The 20,799-nt window shown below is 38.6% G+C and carries 26 protein-coding genes and 1 pseudogene; 16 read left to right on the top strand and 11 right to left on the bottom strand.

The genetic code is table 11. The features are described from left to right. Window positions 1-186 precede the first annotated feature (186 nt). Window positions 187-1,830: an L-aspartate oxidase gene (gene nadB / locus F935_RS02020; RefSeq protein WP_035366007.1), complete on the top strand. Its 1,644-nt coding sequence runs from the start codon at window positions 187-189 to the stop codon at window positions 1,828-1,830. Between the two features lie 60 nt (window positions 1,831-1,890). Here nadB and F935_RS02015 read toward each other — a convergent pair whose 3' ends face one another. The 4 genes from F935_RS02015 to pabC form a co-directional block, all read right to left on the bottom strand. Beyond that, window positions 1,891-2,307 carry a PaaI family thioesterase gene (locus tag F935_RS02015; protein ID WP_016137371.1) on the bottom strand — a complete coding sequence of 139 codons (417 nt, stop codon included), beginning with the start codon at window positions 2,305-2,307 and terminating at the stop codon, window positions 1,891-1,893. 137 nt (window positions 2,308-2,444) lie between these two features. After that, entirely contained in the window at window positions 2,445-3,044 is a 600-nt protein-coding gene (gene tmk, locus F935_RS02010) for a dTMP kinase (RefSeq protein WP_016137370.1), read from the bottom strand. A 9-nt stretch (window positions 3,045-3,053) separates the two neighbouring features. Then, entirely contained in the window at window positions 3,054-4,124 is a 1,071-nt protein-coding gene (mltG, locus tag F935_RS02005; protein WP_016137369.1) for an endolytic transglycosylase MltG, read from the bottom strand. A gap of 1 nt (window position 4,125) precedes the next feature. Continuing rightward, a complete protein-coding gene (pabC, locus tag F935_RS02000) occupies window positions 4,126-4,938 on the bottom strand; it encodes an aminodeoxychorismate lyase (RefSeq protein WP_016137368.1) in 813 nt (270 codons plus the stop codon). Between the two features lie 263 nt (window positions 4,939-5,201). On the opposite strand from pabC, the gene F935_RS01995 reads away from it, so the two are divergent. The 6 genes from F935_RS01995 (at window position 5,202) to F935_RS01970 (ending at window position 10,668) form a co-directional block, all read left to right on the top strand. Continuing rightward, window positions 5,202-6,209, top strand: coding sequence for a sulfate ABC transporter substrate-binding protein (locus F935_RS01995; protein ID WP_016137367.1), 1,008 nt, complete (start codon window positions 5,202-5,204; stop codon window positions 6,207-6,209). A gap of 30 nt (window positions 6,210-6,239) precedes the next feature. Next, window positions 6,240-6,848, top strand: coding sequence for an alpha/beta hydrolase (locus F935_RS01990; RefSeq protein WP_016137366.1), 609 nt, complete (start codon window positions 6,240-6,242; stop codon window positions 6,846-6,848). Window positions 6,849-6,928: 80 nt separating this feature from the next. Further along, window positions 6,929-7,762 (top strand): sulfate ABC transporter permease subunit CysT, encoded by an 834-nt coding sequence (gene cysT, locus F935_RS01985; RefSeq protein WP_016137365.1) that lies wholly within the window; start codon window positions 6,929-6,931, stop codon window positions 7,760-7,762. Beyond that, complete coding sequence (gene cysW / locus F935_RS01980) at window positions 7,759-8,643, top strand: sulfate ABC transporter permease subunit CysW (protein WP_016137364.1); 885 nt, start codon at window positions 7,759-7,761, stop codon at window positions 8,641-8,643. The genes cysT and cysW overlap by 4 nt, the downstream gene beginning before the upstream one ends. Before the next feature lie 11 nt (window positions 8,644-8,654). After that, a complete protein-coding gene (locus F935_RS01975; protein WP_016137363.1) occupies window positions 8,655-9,716 on the top strand; it encodes a sulfate/molybdate ABC transporter ATP-binding protein in 1,062 nt (353 codons plus the stop codon). 28 nt (window positions 9,717-9,744) lie between these two features. Next, window positions 9,745-10,668, top strand: a complete 924-nt coding sequence (locus F935_RS01970) for a CysB family HTH-type transcriptional regulator (protein ID WP_016137362.1) — start codon at window positions 9,745-9,747, stop codon at window positions 10,666-10,668. Between the two features lie 88 nt (window positions 10,669-10,756). Here F935_RS01970 and carO read toward each other — a convergent pair whose 3' ends face one another. Beyond that, on the bottom strand, window positions 10,757-11,485 hold the full coding sequence (gene carO, locus F935_RS01965) for an ornithine uptake porin CarO type 4 (protein ID WP_016137361.1): 729 nt from the start codon (window positions 11,483-11,485) through the stop codon (window positions 10,757-10,759). A gap of 294 nt (window positions 11,486-11,779) precedes the next feature. Here carO and dapD point away from each other — a divergent pair, with 294 nt between their 5' ends. The 8 genes from dapD to F935_RS01925 all read left to right on the top strand — a co-directional run bounded on the left by dapD (window position 11,780) and on the right by F935_RS01925 (window position 16,861). Further along, window positions 11,780-12,601, top strand: coding sequence for a 2,3,4,5-tetrahydropyridine-2,6-dicarboxylate N-succinyltransferase (gene dapD, locus F935_RS01960; RefSeq protein ID WP_016137360.1), 822 nt, complete (start codon window positions 11,780-11,782; stop codon window positions 12,599-12,601). A gap of 78 nt (window positions 12,602-12,679) precedes the next feature. After that, window positions 12,680-13,390 carry a 7-carboxy-7-deazaguanine synthase QueE gene (gene queE, locus F935_RS01955; protein WP_016137359.1) on the top strand — a complete coding sequence of 237 codons (711 nt, stop codon included), beginning with the start codon at window positions 12,680-12,682 and terminating at the stop codon, window positions 13,388-13,390. Window positions 13,391-13,430: 40 nt separating this feature from the next. Beyond that, complete coding sequence (queC, locus tag F935_RS01950; RefSeq protein WP_016137358.1) at window positions 13,431-14,099, top strand: 7-cyano-7-deazaguanine synthase QueC; 669 nt, start codon at window positions 13,431-13,433, stop codon at window positions 14,097-14,099. A 16-nt stretch (window positions 14,100-14,115) separates the two neighbouring features. Next, entirely contained in the window at window positions 14,116-14,532 is a 417-nt protein-coding gene (locus tag F935_RS01945) for a hypothetical protein (protein ID WP_003650267.1), read from the top strand. A 99-nt stretch (window positions 14,533-14,631) separates the two neighbouring features. Then, entirely contained in the window at window positions 14,632-15,318 is a 687-nt protein-coding gene (locus tag F935_RS01940) for a Dph6-related ATP pyrophosphatase (RefSeq protein ID WP_016137357.1), read from the top strand. Window positions 15,319-15,336: 18 nt separating this feature from the next. Next, a complete protein-coding gene (locus tag F935_RS01935) occupies window positions 15,337-15,798 on the top strand; it encodes a peroxiredoxin (protein ID WP_016137356.1) in 462 nt (153 codons plus the stop codon). Window positions 15,799-15,917: 119 nt separating this feature from the next. After that, window positions 15,918-16,487, top strand: coding sequence for a CAP domain-containing protein (locus tag F935_RS01930; RefSeq protein ID WP_016137355.1), 570 nt, complete (start codon window positions 15,918-15,920; stop codon window positions 16,485-16,487). 11 nt (window positions 16,488-16,498) lie between these two features. After that, complete coding sequence (locus F935_RS01925; protein WP_016137354.1) at window positions 16,499-16,861, top strand: glyoxalase superfamily protein; 363 nt, start codon at window positions 16,499-16,501, stop codon at window positions 16,859-16,861. 4 nt (window positions 16,862-16,865) lie between these two features. Here the strand turns inward: F935_RS01925 and F935_RS01920 are convergent, their stop codons facing one another. The 3 genes and pseudogenes from F935_RS01920 to F935_RS01915 all read right to left on the bottom strand — a co-directional run bounded on the left by F935_RS01920 (window position 16,866) and on the right by F935_RS01915 (window position 17,951). Further along, complete coding sequence (locus tag F935_RS01920) at window positions 16,866-17,246, bottom strand: nuclear transport factor 2 family protein (protein WP_016137353.1); 381 nt, start codon at window positions 17,244-17,246, stop codon at window positions 16,866-16,868. 1 nt (window position 17,247) lies between these two features. Then, window positions 17,248-17,385: pseudogene (locus tag F935_RS18150) on the bottom strand (tautomerase family protein); the annotation flags it as partial. Beyond that, entirely contained in the window at window positions 17,385-17,951 is a 567-nt protein-coding gene (locus F935_RS01915; protein ID WP_080645662.1) for a nicotinate-nicotinamide nucleotide adenylyltransferase, read from the bottom strand. The pseudogene F935_RS18150 and the gene F935_RS01915, both read right to left, overlap by 1 nt. Window positions 17,952-18,060: 109 nt before the next feature. On the opposite strand from F935_RS01915, the gene F935_RS01910 reads away from it, so the two are divergent. Next, window positions 18,061-18,861, top strand: a complete 801-nt coding sequence (locus tag F935_RS01910; protein ID WP_016137351.1) for an enoyl-CoA hydratase-related protein — start codon at window positions 18,061-18,063, stop codon at window positions 18,859-18,861. On the opposite strand, the gene F935_RS01905 is transcribed toward F935_RS01910, so the two are convergent. The 3 genes from F935_RS01905 to F935_RS01900 all read right to left on the bottom strand — a co-directional run bounded on the left by F935_RS01905 (window position 18,854) and on the right by F935_RS01900 (window position 20,773). After that, on the bottom strand, window positions 18,854-19,174 hold the full coding sequence (locus F935_RS01905) for a YqfO family protein (protein ID WP_016137350.1): 321 nt from the start codon (window positions 19,172-19,174) through the stop codon (window positions 18,854-18,856). The genes F935_RS01910 and F935_RS01905 overlap by 8 nt on opposite strands. A 69-nt stretch (window positions 19,175-19,243) precedes the next feature. Further along, window positions 19,244-19,369 (bottom strand): KGW motif small protein, encoded by a 126-nt coding sequence (locus F935_RS19130; RefSeq protein WP_016137349.1) that lies wholly within the window; start codon window positions 19,367-19,369, stop codon window positions 19,244-19,246. Window positions 19,370-19,567: 198 nt separating this feature from the next. Further along, the gene (locus F935_RS01900) at window positions 19,568-20,773 is read right to left on the bottom strand and encodes a multidrug effflux MFS transporter (RefSeq protein WP_016137348.1); all 1,206 of its coding nucleotides are present in this window, start codon (window positions 20,771-20,773) and stop codon (window positions 19,568-19,570) included. Between the last annotated feature and the right edge of the window lie 26 nt (window positions 20,774-20,799).

Here is a 20,799-nt window from a genome sequence, read left to right as displayed (position 1 = left end):
GTTGTATCACAACGCTTTGGGGTTGTGCGTAACAATATGTTTATTTGTAAGACATCCTTACAATCATTATTTTACGCATTGCAACTTTTTAAGCCAATTGCAATTTTTCTCTGAGTTAGAGCGCTTAAGCTCTTGCCTTTTTATATAAAAAGGGGTGTCATTAGCGGACGTTTAAAATTGTTGCGAATGGACATGCCTAATTTACAGACAATTCACCACTTTGACGTGATTATTGTGGGCAGCGGCGGTGCTGGTTTAAGTCTGGCTTTATCGTTACCAAATCATTTTAATATTGCAGTTTTAGCCAAAGCTGCTTTAACTGAAGCAAGTACCTTCTATGCTCAAGGTGGTGTTGCTGCTGTTCTTGATGAGACCGACTCGATTCAACAGCACATTAATGACACTATGATTGCAGGTGCTCATTTATGTGAAATGGATGCGGTACAACATACCGTAGAAGGCGGTCGTCCTTCTGTTGATTTTCTTTTAAAGCAAGGCGTGCAATTTACTTTAGATGAAGATGAACAACTTCATTTAACGCGCGAAGGCGGTCATTCACAACGCCGTATTATCCATTCAGCTGATGCAACTGGTAAAGCTATTTCAACCACCTTGGTTGAGCGTGCTCAAGAACGTAAAAATATTACTATTTTTGAAAACTACATTGCGATTGATTTAATTACATCGCATAAATTAGGTCATACCGATCAAGCGAATCGCGCTATTGGTTTGTATGCTTTAGATGAAAATACAGAAAAAGTTCATACCTTCCTTGCACCATTTACCGCACTGGCTTGCGGCGGTGCGATGAAAGCTTACCTCTACACATCTAATCCAGATATTGCTACAGGTGATGGTATTGCAATGGCCTTCCGTGCAGGTTGCCGTGTAGCCAACATGGAATTTAACCAATTCCACCCAACTTGTCTGTATCACCCTCAAGCTCGCTCATTTTTAATTACTGAAGCCATGCGCGGTGAAGGTGCTTATTTGCGCTTACCTGATGGTGAACGTTTTATGCTACGTTTTGATGATCGTGCAGAACTGGCTCCTCGTGATATTGTGGCACGTACCATCGACCACGAAATTAAACGCCTCGGTATTCGTCATGTGTGGTTGGATATTACCCACAAATCACCTGAGTTTATCAAAGAGCACTTCCCTACACTTTATGCACGATTGCTTGAGCTAGGGATCGACATTACCAAAGACATGATTCCAGTGGTGCCAGCAGCTCACTATACGTGTGGTGGTGTTGTGGTTGACTCAAATAGTCAGACCGATATTGAAGGTTTATATGCGATTGGTGAAACGTCTTATACGGGTTTACATGGCGCAAATCGTATGGCAAGCAACTCATTACTTGAGTGCTTCGTTTACGGCATGAGTGCAGCAAAAGACATCGAAAATAAATTTGATGAAAGCTTCAAACTTCCAGAAGTACCCACTTGGGATGACTCACAAGTAACTAATCCAGATGAAGATGTGGTGATTTTACAAAACTGGGATGAGTTACGTTCGACCATGTGGAACTACGTGGGTATTGTAAGAACTACAAAACGTTTAGAACGTGCTTTACACCGTATTGAAATGTTAAAGCGTGAAATCACTGAATATTATCAAGACTATCGTGTTAGCAAAAACCTAATTGAGCTGCGTAATCTTGTTTTAGTATCTGAGATGATTGTGCGCTGTGCTATGCAACGCAAAGAATCACGTGGTCTACATTACACGCTTGATTATCCAGAAACTTCGAGTGAGATTCGTAAAACAGTTCTAACACCGCCAAATTTTGCAGTAGAACAGCCACTGGTTAATACTGATATTTAAGCTTTTTTTCTACAAAAAAAAGCACAGTTCAGACTGTGCTTTTTTTATTTGGTTTACTATTTATGATTTAGGTGGAATTGAATAAGTCGCAGTCACATGTGCAACAGGTTCATCCAAACCGACCGAATAAATCCAGACCTCACCAACCACCAAGCTCTTTCCGACTTTCATGAGCTTACACTCACTGCGTAAGTCTTGATCCCCTGCGGGTTTTCTTAGAAAATTAATATTAAAATTGGTCGTTACAGCTAAACCAACAATGCCGATTTCACCTAATATTGCAATATATAAAGCAAAGTCTGCCAAAGTCATCATGGTTGGACCAGATATGGTACCACCGGGCCGTTGATGCCTTTGATCGACATGATAATAAACAACCGCTGCTTTAGGCGTGACTGATTCAATCGTGCAATGTTCAAGACTTGGTGGAAATTCCTTTTCAAGAAATGCCACGATTTCTTCTTTTGAGCTTTTCATCCTTGTTATTCTTCAATCTATAAATCATATGTAAGATAGCATAAGAAAATAGCATATATTTTCTATGACGTTTTAAATCAGAATTAACGTCATTTTTCACCACTCTCATATTTTATAAGAGTGGCTCATCCAATTGCTTATCCTAAATATTGCAAAGCTTGCTCAAACACCTGATCAGGACTTTGGGTTGCATCTATTCGCTTAATACGTTGCGGTTCAGCTTTCCATAAGGTTTCATAGCCTTCACGAACTTTAGTAAAGAAGCTTAACTTTTCTTGTTCAAAACGGTCTAAAGCTCCGCGTTCGCGTGCTCGATTCATGCCCAATTCAATCGGTGCATCTAACCAGAAAGTCACCTCAGGCATGCGTGAAACAAAGTTCTGATTTAAAAGCTGTAATTTATCTTGGCTTAAACCACGACCAGAACATTGATAAGCAAAGCTTGCATCGGTAAAACGATCACTTAAAACAATTTTATTAGACTCTAGAGCCGGCAAAATGACTTGTTGTAAGTGTTGAGCACGTGCCGCGTAAATTAAGAGCAGCTCAGTATCATGGCTCATATTTTCATCATGATTCACCGCCAAAAGCATAGAACGTATTTGTTCTGCTAATGGTGTACCACCCGGTTCACGTGTTAAAACAACTTGTTTACCTTGTTCTTCAAAATGCTGATGAATTTTTCGAATGAGTGTAGTTTTACCTACACCTTCCGTGCCTTCAAAGCTAATAAACATCTCTTTTCCTTATTTCTTCGATCTCAACACGGATAAATAGTCTTGCACCGCTTGATTATGCGCTTGCAAGCTTGCCGTAAATTTATGCCCACCATTGCCAGTCGCTACAAAATAGATGTTATTTGAATCATCTGGATGCAATGCAGCTTCAATTGCTTTTTGGCTTGGTAAAGCAATTGGTGTTGGCGGTAAACCATTAATAGTATAAGTATTATATGCTGTTGGGGTGCGGAGGTCTTCTCGGGTAATATTGCCTTTATAGTTATTACCCATACCGTAAATAACAGTTGGATCCGTTTGTAAACGCATACCAATTTTTAAACGGCGAACAAAAACGCCTGAAACTTGTGTAAGTTCACTGTCTAAACTTGTTTCTTTCTCAACAATAGAAGCCATAATTAATGCTTCATATTTATCTTTATAAGGTAAATTCGGTGCACGATTTGCCCAAGCTGCGTCTAAAGCTTTCCTTTGGCGATGATATAAATCGGTCAGAATTTTCTTATCTGTCTCACCTTTAGCAAAGAAATATGTATTAGGTGCAAACAAACCTTCAGGATGCCCATAAGGAATCCCAAGCGCTTTCATCAGCTGATCATCTGGTAAATCTAATATTGTATTTTTTACGTTTTTATCATTTTTGAGTGCAGTAATAAGCTGTTTAAAAGTTGTACCTTCAATGACCAAAACACGGTTCATCTGAGCATTATCTGCATCAGATAACATCTCTAATACTTCTCTTACACTCATTCCCTGTTCAATTTCATACACACCAGCTTTCATGCTGTCATGAATCATAAACTTCTGATAAAGCTTCAATACCACTGGGAAGCTAATTTTGCCTTCTTTCGCCAAACGATCAATAAAACCAGAATAGGTTTCACCAGATGTAATGGATAACATCTGTTTTTTGCCTTCAATAGGATAAGCTTTAAATAGACTCGACCATAAAATGGCAAAAGCAGAAATTAAGACAATAAACAGGCCAATTAAAACCAGTCGCTTAGAAAATTTTGGAGCTTGTTTCTTGTTATTTTTCTTGGCGTTTTTTGCTTTCGCATTCACAGGTGGCTTCGGCATATTAATGAATCTGATTCAAGTTAAGGATATGAAATAAATCTATGCATGCCTGTGTTTCTAGCGTTTTCTCCCCTAAATGAGTAACTACTCGCATAGGGTTTAAAGCATTACAAAAGAATAGACTTTGTATTTCAGATACTTCATCTAGCTCAATTACACGCACTTCACAGACAATACCATGGTGCTGCATACGCGCCAGAATTTCTGCCCGCATTACACCGTGGACGCCATTATAGCGAAGTTCAGGAGTAATCCATCTATCATTTAAACGAATAAAACAATTACTACTGACCCCTTCAACAATATAACCTTGTACATCAGTAACTAATGCTTCAGCCCACCCTAGTTGATCTGCTTCTTTTTTTAGCAATACTTGTTCAAGACGGTTTAAAGATTTAAGCCCAACCAAGCTCGGCATGGTTAAACCTAATGCCTGATTTAAAACACCACACTGAATAGAGTCGGGCTGAAATGGCTCTAAAGCTTTCGGATAAAACCAGATATAAATATCGGCGTCATGCTTTGGCAAGCTATAACCACGGTCGCCTATCCCACGACTAATCACAATTTTTAAAGTGCCATTGAGCACAAGATTCTGCTTTTGTAATTGCTGTAAGCTCTGTTCTATGAGTTCAAAATCCGCAGTTAAAGACAGTTTTTGACATGCAAGCTTTAGGCGTTCCCAATGTCTTTCTTTAAGCTCAATTTTGTTTTGAAAAACACGAATTGTGCTAAAGCACCCATCTCCATAATGAAATGCTCGATCCAGTAAAGGAATGGTTTCAACAGGTTGCCCATTTTTAAAACACCACATGTTTAATCCACCCTCTGATTAAAACGACCCAACAATACAACACCTTTCATTTAAATAATAAATGACTGATTTTAAAAAATTATACCGATTTCGTATCTACTTTTGAAACTTGTTATATATCAAGTTTTAAGATTAGTTTATCTCATTTTACTATTTCTATTTTTTTCATATTAAATTCGTTTTTTATTATTTTTTTAGAATAAAGACTAGCGCTATTCTTCGTTCATGTTTTGAACATTTCATATTTTTTGAGGACTTATCTCATGCGTTTTTCACAATTAAAGGTCGGGGTTATCGCTGCACTTCTGTCTGTTTCATCATTTGCAGCGCAAGAATTTTTAAATGTCTCTTACGATCCGACTCGTGAGTTATATACAGATTTCAATAAACAGTTCGGTACTTACTGGAAACAACGTACTGGTCAAGATATTGAGTTCAAACAATCGCACGGCGGTTCTGGTAAACAGGCTCGTGCGGTAATTGATGGCTTAAATGCAGATGTAGTGACATTAGCACTTGCGGCAGATATTGATGAAATTGCTGAAAAAGCAAAATTACTTCCAGCTGACTGGCAGAAAAAGTTACCGCAGAACTCTACCCCATACACTTCAACAATTGTTTTTTTAGTGCGTAAAGGTAATCCAAAACAAATTAAAGACTGGGGTGATTTAATCAAACCAGGCGTAGAAATTATTACGCCAAACCCGAAAACTTCAGGTGGTGCTCGTTGGAATTATCTTGCAGCTTGGGCTTGGGCAAAACATCAACCAGGCGGTAACGATGCTAAAGCACAAGAGTATGTTCGCCAAATTTATAAACACACTAAAGTTCTAGATTCGGGTGCACGCGGTGCAACCACGACTTTTGCTGAACGTGGCATTGGTGATGTGTTACTGGCTTGGGAAAATGAAGCTCATTTAGCTGTTCGCGAACAACCGGGCAAATTTGAAATTATTACCCCGTCTCTTTCAATTTTAGCTGAACCTCCAGTTGCTGTTGTTGAGAAAAATGCTGCGAAAAAAGGCAATTTAACCATTGCTAAAGGTTATCTCAATTACTTGTATTCACCAGCTGGCCAAGAAATTGCAGCACGCAACTTCTACCGTCCACGCAATGCAGCCGTTCTTAAGAAATACAGCAACGTATTTAAGCCGTTGAAACTCGTGACTATTGATAAAGAGTTTGGTGGTTGGACGAAAGTACAAAAGAAACACTTCGATAACGGTGGTGTTTTCGATCAAATCGTGAAAATCAATAGTACAGAGAAGTAATTCTTTGTACTAAAGATAAGGAGAACAGACATGATTCATACTGTAATTGTTCCTGGTGTAGGTGGAAGTGAACATCAGCATTGGCAATCTTGGTTGCAGCGTAAACTCGTGTCTAGTTCTCGTGTTGAGCAAAAAAACTGGGATAGACCTGTACTAAGTGAATGGATCGAGCAATTCGTTAAAACGGTTCAAGCAGCCCCAGCTCCTGTACAAATTGTTGCGCATAGCTTTGGTTGCTTAACAAGTGTTGCTGCTCTAGCTGAACATCCAGAGTTAAAAAACCGAGTTAAGAAACTTATTTTGGTCGCTCCAGCAAATCCAGCACGCTTTGGGGAAGCAGGGTTTGCTCGTCATAGCTTGACCGACTTCAAAGCGTATTTTCATCAATTAAAAATTGATGTGCCAACATCTCTTCTCATTAGTGAAAATGACCCGTGGCTCGGCTTTTTTGATGCTTTGCAACTTGCGAAATCATGGAAGTTAAATCCAGTTAACCTTGGTGAAGTTGGTCATATTAATGTTGCCTCAGGGTTTGGCCCGTTTCCAGATTTGCTAAATTATTTGATTCCAGAAGATTCGATGTGTAGTCACTCATCTATCGACCCGGTAAAAACTCATTTCTCTTTGAAATTTGCTTAATACTCAGCTTTATATCGCACCGTTTATCTTTATTTATTCGCTTACTGGTTTCAGCAGGCTTTTCTCTTTGAGGAAATATCATGTCGCAGCGATCCCGAGTGCTGCCTGGGTTTGGTCTATCTTTGGGCTTCACCCTCGCATATGTGTCTTTTATTGTGCTTATTCCATTAGCCGCAGTCTTTATCAAATCATTTGGAATTGGATGGGACGGATTATGGGAAATTTTAACCTCTGAACGTATTTTAAAATCACTTCAACTCAGTTTCAGTTCAGCTTTAATAGCAGCCTTTATTAATGTTGTGTTTGGCTTACTTCTGGCTTGGTGCCTTGTACGTTACAACTTTCCCGGAAAACGTCTGGTTGATGCATTAGTCGATCTACCTTTTGCTCTTCCAACCGCAGTTGCTGGTATTGCACTAACCTCACTCTATGCACCTACTGGCTGGATTGGTCAATATTTAGAGCCCCTAGGCATTCAGGTCGCATATAGTCCAATCGGTATTACGTTAGCATTGGTTTTCATTGGTATTCCATTCATTGTAAGAACAGTTCAGCCTGTACTCAGTGATATCGAAAATGAACTTGAAGAAGCAGCTTCCGCACTTGGCGCAAATCGCTGGCAGACAATTACTAAAATTATTTTACCGATATTACTCCCAGCTCTATTCACAGGCTTTGCTTTAGCATTTGCTCGCGGTGTCGGTGAATATGGTTCAGTTATTTTTATTGCAGGTAACCAGCCGTTTAAAACAGAAATTGCTCCGCTCATGATCATTTCACGTCTTGAAGAATATGATTATGCAGGTGCAACAACAATTGCTGCGGTCATGTTAGTTCTCTCTTTCATTATTTTATTTGCGATTAATTTACTTCAAGCGTGGGCAAACCGTCGTACAGGGAGAAATATCACATGAACCTACATACTGACAGCAATGCACTCGCGCTTAAATTGCAATCTCGAGATGCAACACGTGAACCGACTTGGGTACGTTACACACTCATTACCGTGGCTCTGATTTTCTTCTTAAGCTGCCTAATGTTGCCACTTATTCTGGTATTTGTAGAAGCATTTAAACAAGGACTTGAAGTCTATGTTCAGGCTTTGATTGATCCAGATACTTTATCAGCAGTGAAATTAACTTTATTAACCGCAGCAATTGCTGTTCCAATTAATGTGGTATTTGGTGTTGCCGCAGCATGGGCTGTTTCTAAGTTCCAGTTTAGAGGTAAAGCAATTTTAACGACCATCATCGATATGCCTTTTTCGGTTTCACCTGTTATTGCGGGTTTAATGATCGTATTGATTTTTGGTGCACAAGGTTGGTTTGGTGGCTGGTTAATGGATCATGATATTAAGGTTTTATATGCCGTACCTGGAATTGTTTTAGCAACCATCTTTATTACCGTCCCTTTTGTAGCACGTGAGTTAATTCCACTGATGGAAGCTCAAGGAACAGAGGAAGAAGAAGCAGCGATTGTATTGGGTGCTTCAGGCTGGCAAACATTTTGGAAAGTGACACTGCCTAACATTAAATGGGGTTTGATTTACGGCGTTATTCTGTGTAATGCCCGCGCAATGGGTGAGTTTGGTGCAGTATCGGTGGTTTCTGGTCACATCCGTGGTGAAACCAATACCCTGCCACTTCATGTCGAAATTTTATATAACGAGTACACCTTTAGCGCAGCGTTTGCAGTGTCCTCATTACTTGCTTTTTTAGCCCTATTAACGCTGGTATTGAAAACGTGGTTAGAACTACATCAAGACAAACCAGAACCACATTCAACTGATTCGTAAGGAATGAAATCATGAGTATTCAAGTTAAAAATATTGAAAAACACTTTGGTGCATTCCATGCGCTTAAAAATATTTCGCTAGATTTTCCAGAAGGTGAACTGGTTGCACTACTCGGCCCATCTGGTTGCGGTAAAACAACTCTACTTCGAATTATTGCAGGTCTAGAATCAGCTGATGGTGGTCAAGTGCTACTTGAAGGTGAAGATGCAACAAATGTACACGTGCGTGAGCGTCAGGTCGGCTTTGTATTTCAGCACTATGCTTTATTTCGTCATATGACTGTATTTGACAATATTGCCTTTGGTTTACGTGTTCGCCCTCGTGCAACACGTCCCTCAGAAGCTGAAATTAAAAAACGTGTTACTCGTTTACTCGATCTAGTTCAACTTGGATTTTTGGCAGACCGCTACCCTGCTCAGCTTTCGGGCGGACAACGTCAGCGTATTGCTTTGGCCCGTGCCTTGGCCGTCGAGCCACGCGTATTATTACTTGATGAACCATTTGGTGCGCTAGATGCTAAAGTCCGTAAGGAGTTACGCCGCTGGTTACGCAACTTGCATGACGAATTGCATATCACTTCAATTTTCGTGACCCACGATCAGGAAGAAGCACTTGAAGTTGCAGATCAGATTATTGTAATGAATAAAGGTAATGTTGAGCAGATCGGTTCGCCTCGTGAAGTTTATGAAAAACCATCAACGCCATTTGTATTTGATTTCTTAGGTCAGGCAAATCGCTTTGAAGGCGAAAACGCAGGCGGTATTATCCGTATTGGCAATGACCGTATTCAATTACCAACGTTAGTTGAAGCACCTCAAGGAAAAGTGATTGCTTTTGCCCGTCCAGATGAGTTACATATTCACTCGCAACCTCAGGCGAATAGCATTGAAGCCACTTTTGTACGTGAAATCTGGATTGCTGGAAAAGTTGTGGCGGAATTACAAGACCGTAATGGACGTTTAATTGAGATTGCTCTAAGCAATGAAGCTGCAAAATTACATGCGTTTAAACCAAATCAAACCGTTTGGGTAAGTGCCTCTCAACTGCACTTATTTGCAGATCAAGTTGCTTAAGAAATATATTTGGTAAGGAAAAGTGTGAATGAACTTTCAACAATTAAGAATTATCCGAGAAACAGTACGCCAAAACTTTAACTTAACCGAAGCATCGGCTGCACTCTACACGTCTCAATCGGGTGTAAGTAAACATATTAAAGATTTAGAAGATGAGCTAGGTGTACAGCTTTTTATACGTAAAGGTAAACGTCTTTTAGGTTTAACAGAACCAGGACAATCTCTTCTTGGTATCGTTGAACGCATGTTGGTTGATGCTGAAAATATTAAACGCCTTGCAGACGACTTTAATAAAGTTGATGAAGGCACATTAACGATCGCGACTACTCATACTCAGGCACGTTATGTGCTACCTCCGATCGTTAATCAATTTAAGAAGTTATTTCCTAAAGTTCATTTGATTTTACAACAAGCTAGCCCTGTTGAAATTTCAGAAATGCTCTTACAGGGTGAAGCTGACATTGGGATTGCCACAGAGTCTTTAACGACTGAAGACAATCTAGCGAGTATTCCTTACTACCAATGGCAACACAGCATTATCACACCGCAAAATCATCCTTTAGTGAAGGCAGATAAGATTACGCTTGAACTTTTAGCGGACTATCCACTCATTACTTATCATGGTGGTTTTACAGGTCGATCTAAAATTGACAAAGCTTTCGAAGAAGCCCATCTCGATGCAGATATCGTAATGTCAGCTCTTGATGCAGACGTTATCAAGACTTACGTCGAATTAGGCATGGGAGTCGGGATTGTCAATGCTGTGGCCTATGACACAGAACGTGATCATCGTTTAAAACAAACTAAAACTGATATTTTTGGTGTCAATACGACATGGATTGCAGTTCGTAAAGGCCATCTACTACGCGGTTATGGTTATGAGTTTATTTCTTTATGCTCACCTGATGCCGATATTAAAGCACTTAAGAAAATTGCTTACCCAGATGAATAAAGATTCAAAAATAAATAAAAGAGCTTTTTAGCTCTTTTATTTTATTAGAAGCAAAAAAACGAGCCGAAGCTCGTTTTTTTTGTATTTATTACCAGAAGAAGTTCACACCAACTTTACCAACTGGTAACCATTGGTATTTATCGTCATTCGCAATTTTATTTTCTTCTGCACGTAAGTCTTTATCAAAGTCAGCACCGTTAACATTAACAAATGTACCATTTGATTTAAGATTTACACTTGGGTTACCTGTGTAATATGCACCAACCTCACCAAATACACCCCAGTTCTTATTGATCTTAGGTGCAAAACCCAAACCTACATAAGGGGCAATATCATTTTTATAACTTAATTTACCGTCAACTGAACCATTAAAGTTATAATTATTACCATTTACTTTAATAGTACCGTCTTGTGAACGTTTGCTTAAGTCATAATCATTATCAAGGTATGCTGCACCAGCTGCTACATATAAGCCTTGAGCCCAACGGTTAGTACTTGCACCCCAAGGACGAATTTCAGCGTTTAAATAAACGTTGTTATTATCCATGTCAACGTCATATTTCGTACCATTTACAGATACGTCATCACGCCAAGAGATATCACCACCATTGTAACCAAGTGCCAAACCTACATATGGGTTTGCTTGCCACAATAAAGCACCGCCGTAACCAGTAGTACCTACTTCAGCACGCACTCCCACAGGAATTAATTGGTTTTTGTCAAATGCGTAGCTGTCATGAACAACGGCTTCATCTGCCATTGCAGCACCAGCAGCGAATAAAGCTGTTGTTGTTACTAAAACACGTAATGCTTTCATAGTTTTCTCCTCAAAAGGCTCTGTTTTTAATTTATTCATCTTGTGACTGAAATCATAATAAAGAGAGAATAGAATCTTTTTTATACAAAAAATGCTAGATTTCTGTTATTTTTTGATACAAATTGAGTTAAATTTTTATTTTCAAATCATTTTTGTGTAAAAAACACTTGATTATCTAATAAGCTTAATTTCATTTACCTCATTTATGTCCTTGATTAAACGTAACACGTTTTTTCAAAGATTCTTGTCACAAATTAGTGTAAAATCTTTAAAATTTTTTAAGGAAGGAAGATCATGTCTCAGCTTTCTACGATCATTGAGCAAGCATTTGAAGACCGCGCAAATTTTACTGCAGCAGATTGCTCAAGCGAAATCCGCCAAGCTGTTGAAGAAGCAATTGCTGGTTTAGATAACGGTACACTTCGAGTTGCTGAAAAGATCAATGGTGAATGGGTTGTTCACCAATGGTTAAAAAAAGCTGTTTTATTATCATTTAAACTTAATGACAATAAACCAATCGAGTCATGTGATCTTCGTTTCTACGATAAAGTTGAAACTAAATTCTCTGGTTGGACTGAAGAGCAATTTAAAGCAGCAGGCGTTCGCGTTGTTCCTCCTGCTGTAGCACGTCGTGGTAGCTTCCAAGCTAAAAACGTAGTGTTAATGCCTTCTTATGTAAACATTGGTGCTTATGTAGATGAAGGCACAATGGTTGATACATGGGCGACTGTAGGTTCATGTGCTCAAATCGGTAAAAATGTTCACTTGTCTGGTGGTGTAGGTATCGGTGGTGTTTTAGAACCATTACAAGCTAACCCAACCATTATTGAAGACAACTGCTTTATCGGTGCGCGTTCAGAAATCGTTGAAGGCGTTATTGTTGAAGAAGGCTCAGTCATTTCAATGGGCGTTTTCATTGGTCAATCAACTAAAATTTATGACCGCGCAACTGGCGAAATCCATTATGGTCGCGTTCCAGCAGGTTCAGTTGTTGTAGCAGGTAGCCTGCCGTCTGCTGATGGTAAATACAGCTTATATGCTGCAATTATTGTGAAAAAAGTTGATGCGCAAACACGTGCAAAAACAAGTTTGAACGATTTGTTACGCGCTGACTAATTTCAGTTTGATCAAACATCTCTACGGTCAACACTGATCGTAGAGATTTTATTTTTTATATAGTGTGGTATTTCTAGAATGGCTTCCTTACGTTCCTCTGCAATTCCTGTCTCAGACCCTGCGTCCGGTTTACGCATTACCGAGATTTTTTACTCGTTGCAGGGTGAAGCAAACGCCTCTGGCCTACCGACTGTATTTATTCGTCTAACAGGCTGTCCATTACGTTGTAGCTATTGTGATACCACTTATTCTTTTGAAGGTGGTGAACGTTTTTCACTTGAACATATCATTGAAACAGCTACCCAATTTCAAACACCTTATATTTGTGTAACTGGTGGTGAACCACTTGCACAGCCAAACTGTTTGATTTTATTACAACGTCTATGTGAAGCTGGCTTTGATGTTTCTTTAGAAACTAGTGGCGCGCTCGATGTCTCAAAAGTAGATTCGCGTGTTTCTAAAGTTCTTGATTTAAAAACTCCAACTTCTGGTGAGGAACATCGTAACCTCATCAGCAATCTTGACCATTTGACTGCACATGACCAAATTAAATTCGTCATTTGTAACCGCGAAGATTATGAATGGTCAAAGCAGCAAGTTGAAAAATATCAACTGCATAAAAAAGTCAGTACCGTTTGGTTCTCCCCTGCCTTTGCAGTTGAAAAAGGTGCTGTTGGCCTGCCACGTCTAGCACGTGATCTGGCACAGTGGATACTTGATGATAAACTCCTTGTTCGCTTCCAACTTCAGTTACATAAACTGCTCTGGAATGATGAATCAGGTCGTTAATCACTCAATAAAATAAATCATTCCGAATATGGAGAAAAATATGCGCCCTCGTGCCATTGTTTTGCTTTCAGGCGGCTTAGACTCAACCACTTGCCTAGCTTGGGCACAAGCACGCTATGAATGTATTGCTATTAGTTTTATGTATGGTCAACGCTCAACGACTGAACTCGATGCAGCAAAAGCATTAGCTCAACGTACAGGTGTTGAACATCGTGTAATTAATATTGATTTGGCTAATTTAGGTGGCTCTGCATTAACAGACCACAACATTGCCGTACCAGAACAGTTACAAGAAGGTATTCCTGTAACTTATGTACCAGCGCGTAACACTATTTTCCTCTCTTATGCTCTAGCTGCAGCCGAAGTATTTAATGCTGAAGCGATTGTTATTGGCATCAATGCTGTTGATTATTCAGGATATCCTGATTGTCGTCCTGAATTTATTGAGGCTTTTGCCAATATGGCACGCTTAGCAACTAAAGCTGGCGTAGAAGGAAAACCACTTAAGTTTGAAACACCACTGTTACATTTATCCAAAGCGAATATTATACGTTTAGGGATTGAACATGGCGTAGACTATAGTCAAACGGTATCTTGCTACCAAGCAGATGCTCAAGGACGTGCGTGTGGCAAATGTGACAGTTGCCGTTTGCGTAAAGAAGGCTTTATCGAGGCCGGTGTTGCCGACCCAACACGCTATATACCGTAATAAGTAGGTAAAATTTATGAAGTTGTTAAAATCAAATCTTATTCTTTCATCTTTGTTTTCAACAGTTGCTCTTATGGCTGGTGCAGCACATGCTGCCGAAAACCCAGTTCAAGCAGCATATAAAAGTACTAACGTTAAAGGTGCATTAGTTAACGTTTGTAAAGATCAAACAGCTAAAGGCGGCAAACTAAGTTCATCTGAAGTTAGCAAATTCTGTAGCTGCCAAGTTGAAGCACAAGGTAAAGTGACTGAAGCACAAAAATGGGAAATCCAAAGTGCAATCAATGCGAAGAAAAGCCCAAGCTCTCTAGGATTTGTACAACAACAAAACCGTGATCTTAAAGCATGTTTCGGCCCTCAGTTAACAACTAAACTTGAAAAGTTAACTGAAGATGCAATGAAAGCTGCTCAACAACAAGCTCCTAAAAAATAAGATTTTATTTTTTCCAAAAAAGCCTGCATTTATGCAGGCTTTTTTGTAGCTCTGTTAAAATGATCTTATCGAACTTGAACAATTCACCTGAAATAAACCATGCAAGAACAATGGAAAACCAACGCAATAAATAAGACCTCTATTGTCTCATTCAGTGGTGGCAAAGACAGCTCTCTTGCACTCTACCATGCAATGAAAACTGGTACGGTGAGTGGACTCATTGTCATGCTAGAAGAACAAGGCCAGCGCTCTCGTTCACATGCTATGCCACTTGATATTATTCAAGCTCAAGCAGAAGCAATTGGTCTACCAGTATTCATGGCTTCTTCAAGCTGGAATGACTATGAAGCCAAATTTATTGAATTACTCATTCAAGCAAAACAACAAGGTGCTGAGGTACTGGTTACAGGTGACCTAGATATGCCTGAACATGGGTGTTGGCATGATCGAATAACTCAACAGGTAGGACTCAAATTAGGAATGCCTCTGTGGCTTCGTCCACATCGTGAAGTTGTTGAAGAGTTTATTAATCTTGGTTTCCGTAGTGTACTTGTGACAGTGAACTTAAAATTAGGAATGACAATTGAAGATTTAGGAAAAACTTTAACCTTAGAATATATAAAAGAACTTGAAAACCGTGGTATTGATCCATGTGGTGAAGGCGGTGAATTTCATACAACCGTGATTGACGGACCAATTTTTAACAAACCAATTCCTGTAAGAAAGCTCGATATTGTTTATCATGAGGAATATGCTTTTTTACCACTTGAATTAGATCAAATTTAGCTTTTTGAAGGATGAGAAATGACTGACAATATCCAATTACCAAATCAGGTGTTCCCAACAACGCAAGGTGAAGTGAACTTGACTGAGGTCGAAAATGAATGGTTAATCATTTACTTCTACCCTAAAGATTCAACTCCAGGATGTACAACACAAGCTGTTGGTTTTTCTTGTCTAAAAGATCAGTTTGAAGCTTTAGGTACTCGTATTTACGGTGTTTCGCGTGACTCAGTAAAAGCACATCAAAACTTTACTGAAAAGCAGGCACTGACTATTGATCTGATTAGTGATAAAGAAGAAGTACTGTGTAAGCACTTCGATGTGATTAAAGAAAAAAATATGTACGGTAAAAAAGTAATGGGTATTGAACGCTCTACTTTCATTTTCCATAACAAAACTTTAGTTAAAAGCTACCGTAAAGTTAAAGCTGCGGGGCATGCAGAACAAGTTCTAGAAGACTTAAAAGCTCTTCAGACAGCTTAATAATTTTGCAATAAAAAAAGCGAGTTTCACACTCGCTTTTTTTATTGCAAAGCATTACCCAACAATTTGACTTTGGCGTATCATAAAAATATTAGAATAATTATTTTAAGGCAATGGATATGGGTCTACTCAAAACTTACTCTTTGCTGCCTGCTACTCTTTTGATCGGTGCATGTGGTACAAATACATTAGCAATCCCCACTGACACCACCCCATCCATTGCTCAAATTCAAAAAAATTCCAATGAAATAAGCTGCCAAGATTTACAAAACCCAGCCTATCAACAAGCTGTACTGAACACAATTAATCAGATCCGGCAGCAATCACGCCAATGTGGTCAGCAGTATTTCCCAGCAACCAAACCATTGAGCTGGAGTAATAATTTATATAAAGGTGCACTTTCTCATAGTGAAGATATGGCTGCACACAACTTTCTCGGGCATGTTGGCTCAACGGGTCTGGACTTAAAATCACGTTTGAAACTTTACAATACACTTGGTAAAGCCAATGGAGAAAATGTCGCCAGTGGCCAAAAAACTTTAGGGCAAGTTATGTCTAAATGGCTAACAAGCCCCCTACATTGTAGTAATCTAATGAATCCAAAATTCACAACTTACGCAATCGCGTGTGCTTCTGATCAGTCTGTAAAGCAAAAGAGTTATTGGACTCAACAATTTGGTACACGTTAAAAGGAAAAATGATGCAATCAGGTTCAATCACCCCAATTTTAAGAATTTTTGATGTTGATTTAGCTCAATCATTTTATCTTGATTTCTTAGGTTTTCAGCTTGATTGGCAACATCAATTTGAAGATAACTTCCCGTTATATTTACAAATTTCTAAAGATGATTGTGTTATTCATTTATCTGAGCATTTTGGTGATGCAAGCCCACATAGTGCAATTCGTATTTATTGGGAATATATTTATGAACTACACAGTGAACTAAGCCAAAAAGATTATAAATTTTCTAAACCTCAGGTTGAAAAAACGGATTGGGAAACTCTAGAACTCAGTATCACCGATCCTTTTTCCAACCGAATTATCTTTTGGGCAGATGCTTAATTATTCAGTCTGCTAAAATTTGATAATGGAATACTTTCGATATAATCTTCCATTTATCATCTTCAAACACAAATGTAAGTGCATCATAAAAATATTTAGGGTGGATAACGCATTCAACATGTACTAACGCTAATCGTTCATGAATCAAATTGATTGAACTGATTTTATCCTGTCGCGATTGTTGCTTTGAAGCTGGAGAAATCCGACTCGCAACAATCGGAAAATATTCAGCCTTACTAAGTCTTAGTATGGGCTGCTCCGTTACATTGATATATATAGCATCAGGATGAAAAACATTATTTAGAATTTGCACATCACAAAAATACAAACCATCAAAATATTGCTCTAGTTGTTTCTGAATCTCAGTAATAGGATTATTTTTCATTTTAAGTACTCAAAATTTGTCTTTTTCGTATTGCAGAAACAGTTTCCCCTACAACACACCAATTATCAGTTTCAACTTCATCAATGACTACAAATGTAGTGGCAAGATCTTTATCAAGCACACGAACCACATGCTGAGTTAATTTAAATTGGTTTTATCATCTATAAGATATTTGCGCTGGAGTTCAGCATAAACTTCAGTATTTTTAAATTCATCTAAAAATCGAATGGTTCCTACAGGGAAGAATTCCGTTTGGATTTCACCACGATAATAAGCTTCACGCATTGGCGTTGCAGAAATTGAATCTTTTAAGCTATCAAGCTCAACCATAATCCATTCAGGGAATAGTCTCAAATAATAGGAAGACTCATCTTTAAAATGCCCAATCAAGCCAACGATTGAATTCGGTTCAATCACACCATTCACTAAAGTTTTGACTTGTTTTACCCACTTTTCGTCATTATAAACATCTACTACATGCACAAAAAGAATGCGTTTTTGTTCTTCTAGAGAAAAATTTGACAAGATCATTTGCTCACGTTCTACTGCTAAGAACGGATTTTTAATATTACGTTCCATTTGAGCAGAGCCTAGCGCCAAAACCACATAGCGGCTTTGTTGTAAGGCAATTTCAATGGTCTGCATATGAGCCAAATGGAATGGTTGAAAACGCCCTATAAAAACGAGATAGTCAAATTTATACATAATTAGATTTTCACTTTTTATGAACTCATCAGTAACGCTCATTACAAAAAATATGCGCCATAATGAGAACCTAAAAATTAACAACGTGGTTTAAAGCAAGGATAGTACGATGACACTTAGCTGTATTCAACAACCTCATCAACATTTAAATGCAAATTTAGAAGGTGGCGTACTCACCTTAGCCATAAATCGCCCAGATGCAAAAAATGCACTCTATGGCGAACTTTATTTATGGATTGCCAAAGCACTGAATGAAGCCGACCTTAATAAAGATGTTCGAGTAGTCATTCTACGTGGTGTAGAGCAAGATTTTACCGCTGGCAATGACATGAAAGATTTTATGGGTTTTGTACAAAATCCTAACATGGGTCCAGCCGGAGAAGTTCCACCATTCGTTCTACTTAAAGCGGCTGCGAAATTCTCAAAACCACTTATTACTGCAGTAAAAGGTGTGGCAATTGGAATTGGCGTTACGATTTTATTACATGCAGATTTAGTTTTTGCTGACAACACGGCCCTATTCCAAATTCCATTTGTAAGTCTTGGTCTTTCTCCTGAAGGCGGTGCAAGTCAATTACTCATTCAACAAGCTGGTTATCACAAAGCAGCCGAACTTCTGCTTACTGCAAAAAAGTTCAATGCTGAAACCGCAGTGCAAGCAGGCTTAGTTAATGAAGTGGTTGAAGATTCTTACGCAACAGCTCAGGCAACAGCTCAGCATTTAGCAGCCTTACCACTTGCATCATTAAAGCAAACTAAAGCACTCATGAAGCATAATTTAGAACAGATTATTGAATGTATTGATAATGAAGCTGAAATCTTTATGCAGCGCGTTCACTCACCTGAAATGCTAGAAGCAGTACAAGCATTTATGCAAAAGCGTAAACCCGATTTCTCTCAGTTTAATTAAAATCAATTTCTATGATTTGAATAAACTCAAAGGCAGGCTCTTCATAAGGATGGCTTGCCTTTAATGCTTTCGCGACAGCCCTTGCGCTTTCTTCAATCACAATAGTTTCCACACGCCATTCTTCGACTTGTTCGAGTTCACCTAACTCTCCGATATAAGGATCTGCGCCTTTGACTGGCTTAAACTGCCCTATTCCTTTCACTTGCCATGCGCAGTGTTCATAATTACCGATACCACCTGCACCAGCAGAGAAAATGGCTTGTTTAGTCGACTCAAGATGTGACTCGGGTACGTAATAAATCAGCTTTAACATAACAAGAATGACTCAAGGTTTTACGAGTGGGGTTTAAATCATACCGTTTTAAAAGCCCAACAAGCAAAATCAGCTCATCATTACTAAATAATTTACTCCAATAAATAGTATTTGAATGGCAAGCGCTAAACCGAACAATTGCCAGCCCTTATCTTTTTTATAAAACGTTTTTATATGATTTTCATTTTTCATCATTTTGATCTCCGATTTTTATCGTTGTTACAGAGAAAGCAAAAATTGAACCAACACCGAATAGAGCATAAGTGATTAAATAGTAAGTTGTCTATACTCCGATACGTTTTTAGAAACTCTTAAAGAGCTTCCTCATCAATATATAATTCAGAATGTGAAGAAAAATTTAAAAATCATAGAACTATCTTCACACCTATATTCTTAAGCACTCAATTTTTTTAAATGTCTGTTCTCATATATTGTCATCGCAAAAGCCAAACCACACAAAATGGCAAAACCACAGGTCATTGGAATTAATGTACCGTTATATAACTGCCCAATAATAGATGCAAGAATAAGTGACAATATAGAAGAGGCTGCACCAATAATAGCCGATGCCATTCCAGCGACATGCCCCATCGGTTCCATCGCAATCGCGTTTAAATTACCAAATAGTGTTCCAAATAACAAAAACAAAACGCAGGCATAAAGCATAAACATCCAGAATGATACAGCCACGCCTAAAAGCTGAATTCCCAAGAAAATCAAAGAAATTAAGCACAAGCCTAAAAAGCCATAAATACAGATTGGACGCATACCAAACTTCATAACAATTTTTGAGTTTGTAAATGAAGCGATTCCCATCACACCAGCAAGCACGGCAAAATATGCACTAAACTCTTGTCCTGTTTTACCAAACTGCTGCATAAAAATTTGCTGGGAAGTTCCCAAATAACCAATGAATCCACCAAAACAAAAACCGGCACATAGCAAATAGCTCATGGTGGTTTTATTACTTACAACTTCTTTAAAGCCCTCTTGAAATGCTTGTAAACGCATAGGTAAACGATTTTCAGGAAGCAATGTTTCTTCTAATCGTAAAGCAACCCATGCTCCAATCACTGTGGCATAGACCATATATAAAACAAAAATCTCACGCCAACCAAAGAAATGAATAATGAGTTGCCCTATACTCGGTGCAACTGCTGGAGCCACCATAAATACCATCATGATTAAAGACATGATGCGAGCCATTTGAGCTCCGCTGTATTTATCTCTAACAATTGAAATAGTAGCAACGTAAGGCCCTGAAACTCCAATACCTTGAATAAAGCGCCCAATTAAAAACCACTCAAAACTTTGTGTAGAAAAGCACAATAAACTTCCCAGAAAATAAATAATAATTCCTGTGAATAAAATGCGTTTACGCCCAATCGCATCGGATAGAGGCCCCGCAATGAGCTGCCCAATGGTCATGCCAGAAAAGATACCAATGATGACCCACTGTGACTGATTATTATTTTTTAATTCAAAAATACGTCCAATCTCGCCTAAAGCAGGTAAAACTGCATCTATCGAAAAAGAAACAATCGACATGAGCAATGCCATGAGTAATGTAAATTCACGGAAATGGATTTTTGATTTCATTTTTTTTCTCTACTATTTATTCTATT

The sequence above is a fragment of the Acinetobacter calcoaceticus ANC 3811 genome (assembly GCF_000399665.1).
Taxonomy (GTDB): domain Bacteria; phylum Pseudomonadota; class Gammaproteobacteria; order Pseudomonadales; family Moraxellaceae; genus Acinetobacter; species Acinetobacter calcoaceticus_B.
The sequence above is the reverse complement of the archived record's forward strand: the minus strand, read 5'-3'. Positions and strand labels throughout refer to the sequence as shown.

Bases quoted from the DNA above. Each gene is read 5' to 3' on its own strand.
- carO (WP_016137361.1), bottom strand. From the start codon at position 11,485: ATGAAAGCATTACGTGTTTTAGTAACAACAACAGCTTTATTCGCTGCT.
- mltG (WP_016137369.1), bottom strand. From the start codon at position 4,124: ATGCCGAAGCCACCTGTGAATGCGAAAGCAAAAAACGCCAAGAAAAAT.
- F935_RS01935 (WP_016137356.1), top strand. From the start codon at position 15,337: ATGACTGACAATATCCAATTACCAAATCAGGTGTTCCCAACAACGCAA.
- F935_RS01940 (WP_016137357.1), top strand. From the start codon at position 14,632: ATGCAAGAACAATGGAAAACCAACGCAATAAATAAGACCTCTATTGTC.
- F935_RS01990 (WP_016137366.1), top strand. From the start codon at position 6,240: ATGATTCATACTGTAATTGTTCCTGGTGTAGGTGGAAGTGAACATCAG.
- cysT (WP_016137365.1), top strand. From the start codon at position 6,929: ATGTCGCAGCGATCCCGAGTGCTGCCTGGGTTTGGTCTATCTTTGGGC.
- nadB (WP_035366007.1), top strand. From the start codon at position 187: ATGGACATGCCTAATTTACAGACAATTCACCACTTTGACGTGATTATT.
- F935_RS01925 (WP_016137354.1), top strand. From the start codon at position 16,499: ATGCAATCAGGTTCAATCACCCCAATTTTAAGAATTTTTGATGTTGAT.
- F935_RS02015 (WP_016137371.1), bottom strand. From the start codon at position 2,307: ATGAAAAGCTCAAAAGAAGAAATCGTGGCATTTCTTGAAAAGGAATTT.
- F935_RS01910 (WP_016137351.1), top strand. From the start codon at position 18,061: ATGACACTTAGCTGTATTCAACAACCTCATCAACATTTAAATGCAAAT.
- F935_RS01920 (WP_016137353.1), bottom strand. From the start codon at position 17,246: ATGAAAAATAATCCTATTACTGAGATTCAGAAACAACTAGAGCAATAT.
- F935_RS01945 (WP_003650267.1), top strand. From the start codon at position 14,116: ATGAAGTTGTTAAAATCAAATCTTATTCTTTCATCTTTGTTTTCAACA.
- F935_RS01995 (WP_016137367.1), top strand. From the start codon at position 5,202: ATGCGTTTTTCACAATTAAAGGTCGGGGTTATCGCTGCACTTCTGTCT.
- queC (WP_016137358.1), top strand. From the start codon at position 13,431: ATGCGCCCTCGTGCCATTGTTTTGCTTTCAGGCGGCTTAGACTCAACC.
- cysW (WP_016137364.1), top strand. From the start codon at position 7,759: ATGAACCTACATACTGACAGCAATGCACTCGCGCTTAAATTGCAATCT.
- dapD (WP_016137360.1), top strand. From the start codon at position 11,780: ATGTCTCAGCTTTCTACGATCATTGAGCAAGCATTTGAAGACCGCGCA.
- tmk (WP_016137370.1), bottom strand. From the start codon at position 3,044: ATGTTTATTAGCTTTGAAGGCACGGAAGGTGTAGGTAAAACTACACTC.
- pabC (WP_016137368.1), bottom strand. From the start codon at position 4,938: ATGTGGTGTTTTAAAAATGGGCAACCTGTTGAAACCATTCCTTTACTG.
- F935_RS19130 (WP_016137349.1), bottom strand. From the start codon at position 19,369: ATGATGAAAAATGAAAATCATATAAAAACGTTTTATAAAAAAGATAAG.
- F935_RS01905 (WP_016137350.1), bottom strand. From the start codon at position 19,174: ATGTTAAAGCTGATTTATTACGTACCCGAGTCACATCTTGAGTCGACT.
- F935_RS01915 (WP_080645662.1), bottom strand. From the start codon at position 17,951: ATGTATAAATTTGACTATCTCGTTTTTATAGGGCGTTTTCAACCATTC.
- F935_RS01975 (WP_016137363.1), top strand. From the start codon at position 8,655: ATGAGTATTCAAGTTAAAAATATTGAAAAACACTTTGGTGCATTCCAT.
- queE (WP_016137359.1), top strand. From the start codon at position 12,680: ATGGCTTCCTTACGTTCCTCTGCAATTCCTGTCTCAGACCCTGCGTCC.
- F935_RS01930 (WP_016137355.1), top strand. From the start codon at position 15,918: ATGGGTCTACTCAAAACTTACTCTTTGCTGCCTGCTACTCTTTTGATC.
- F935_RS01970 (WP_016137362.1), top strand. From the start codon at position 9,745: ATGAACTTTCAACAATTAAGAATTATCCGAGAAACAGTACGCCAAAAC.
- F935_RS01900 (WP_016137348.1), bottom strand. From the start codon at position 20,773: ATGAAATCAAAAATCCATTTCCGTGAATTTACATTACTCATGGCATTG.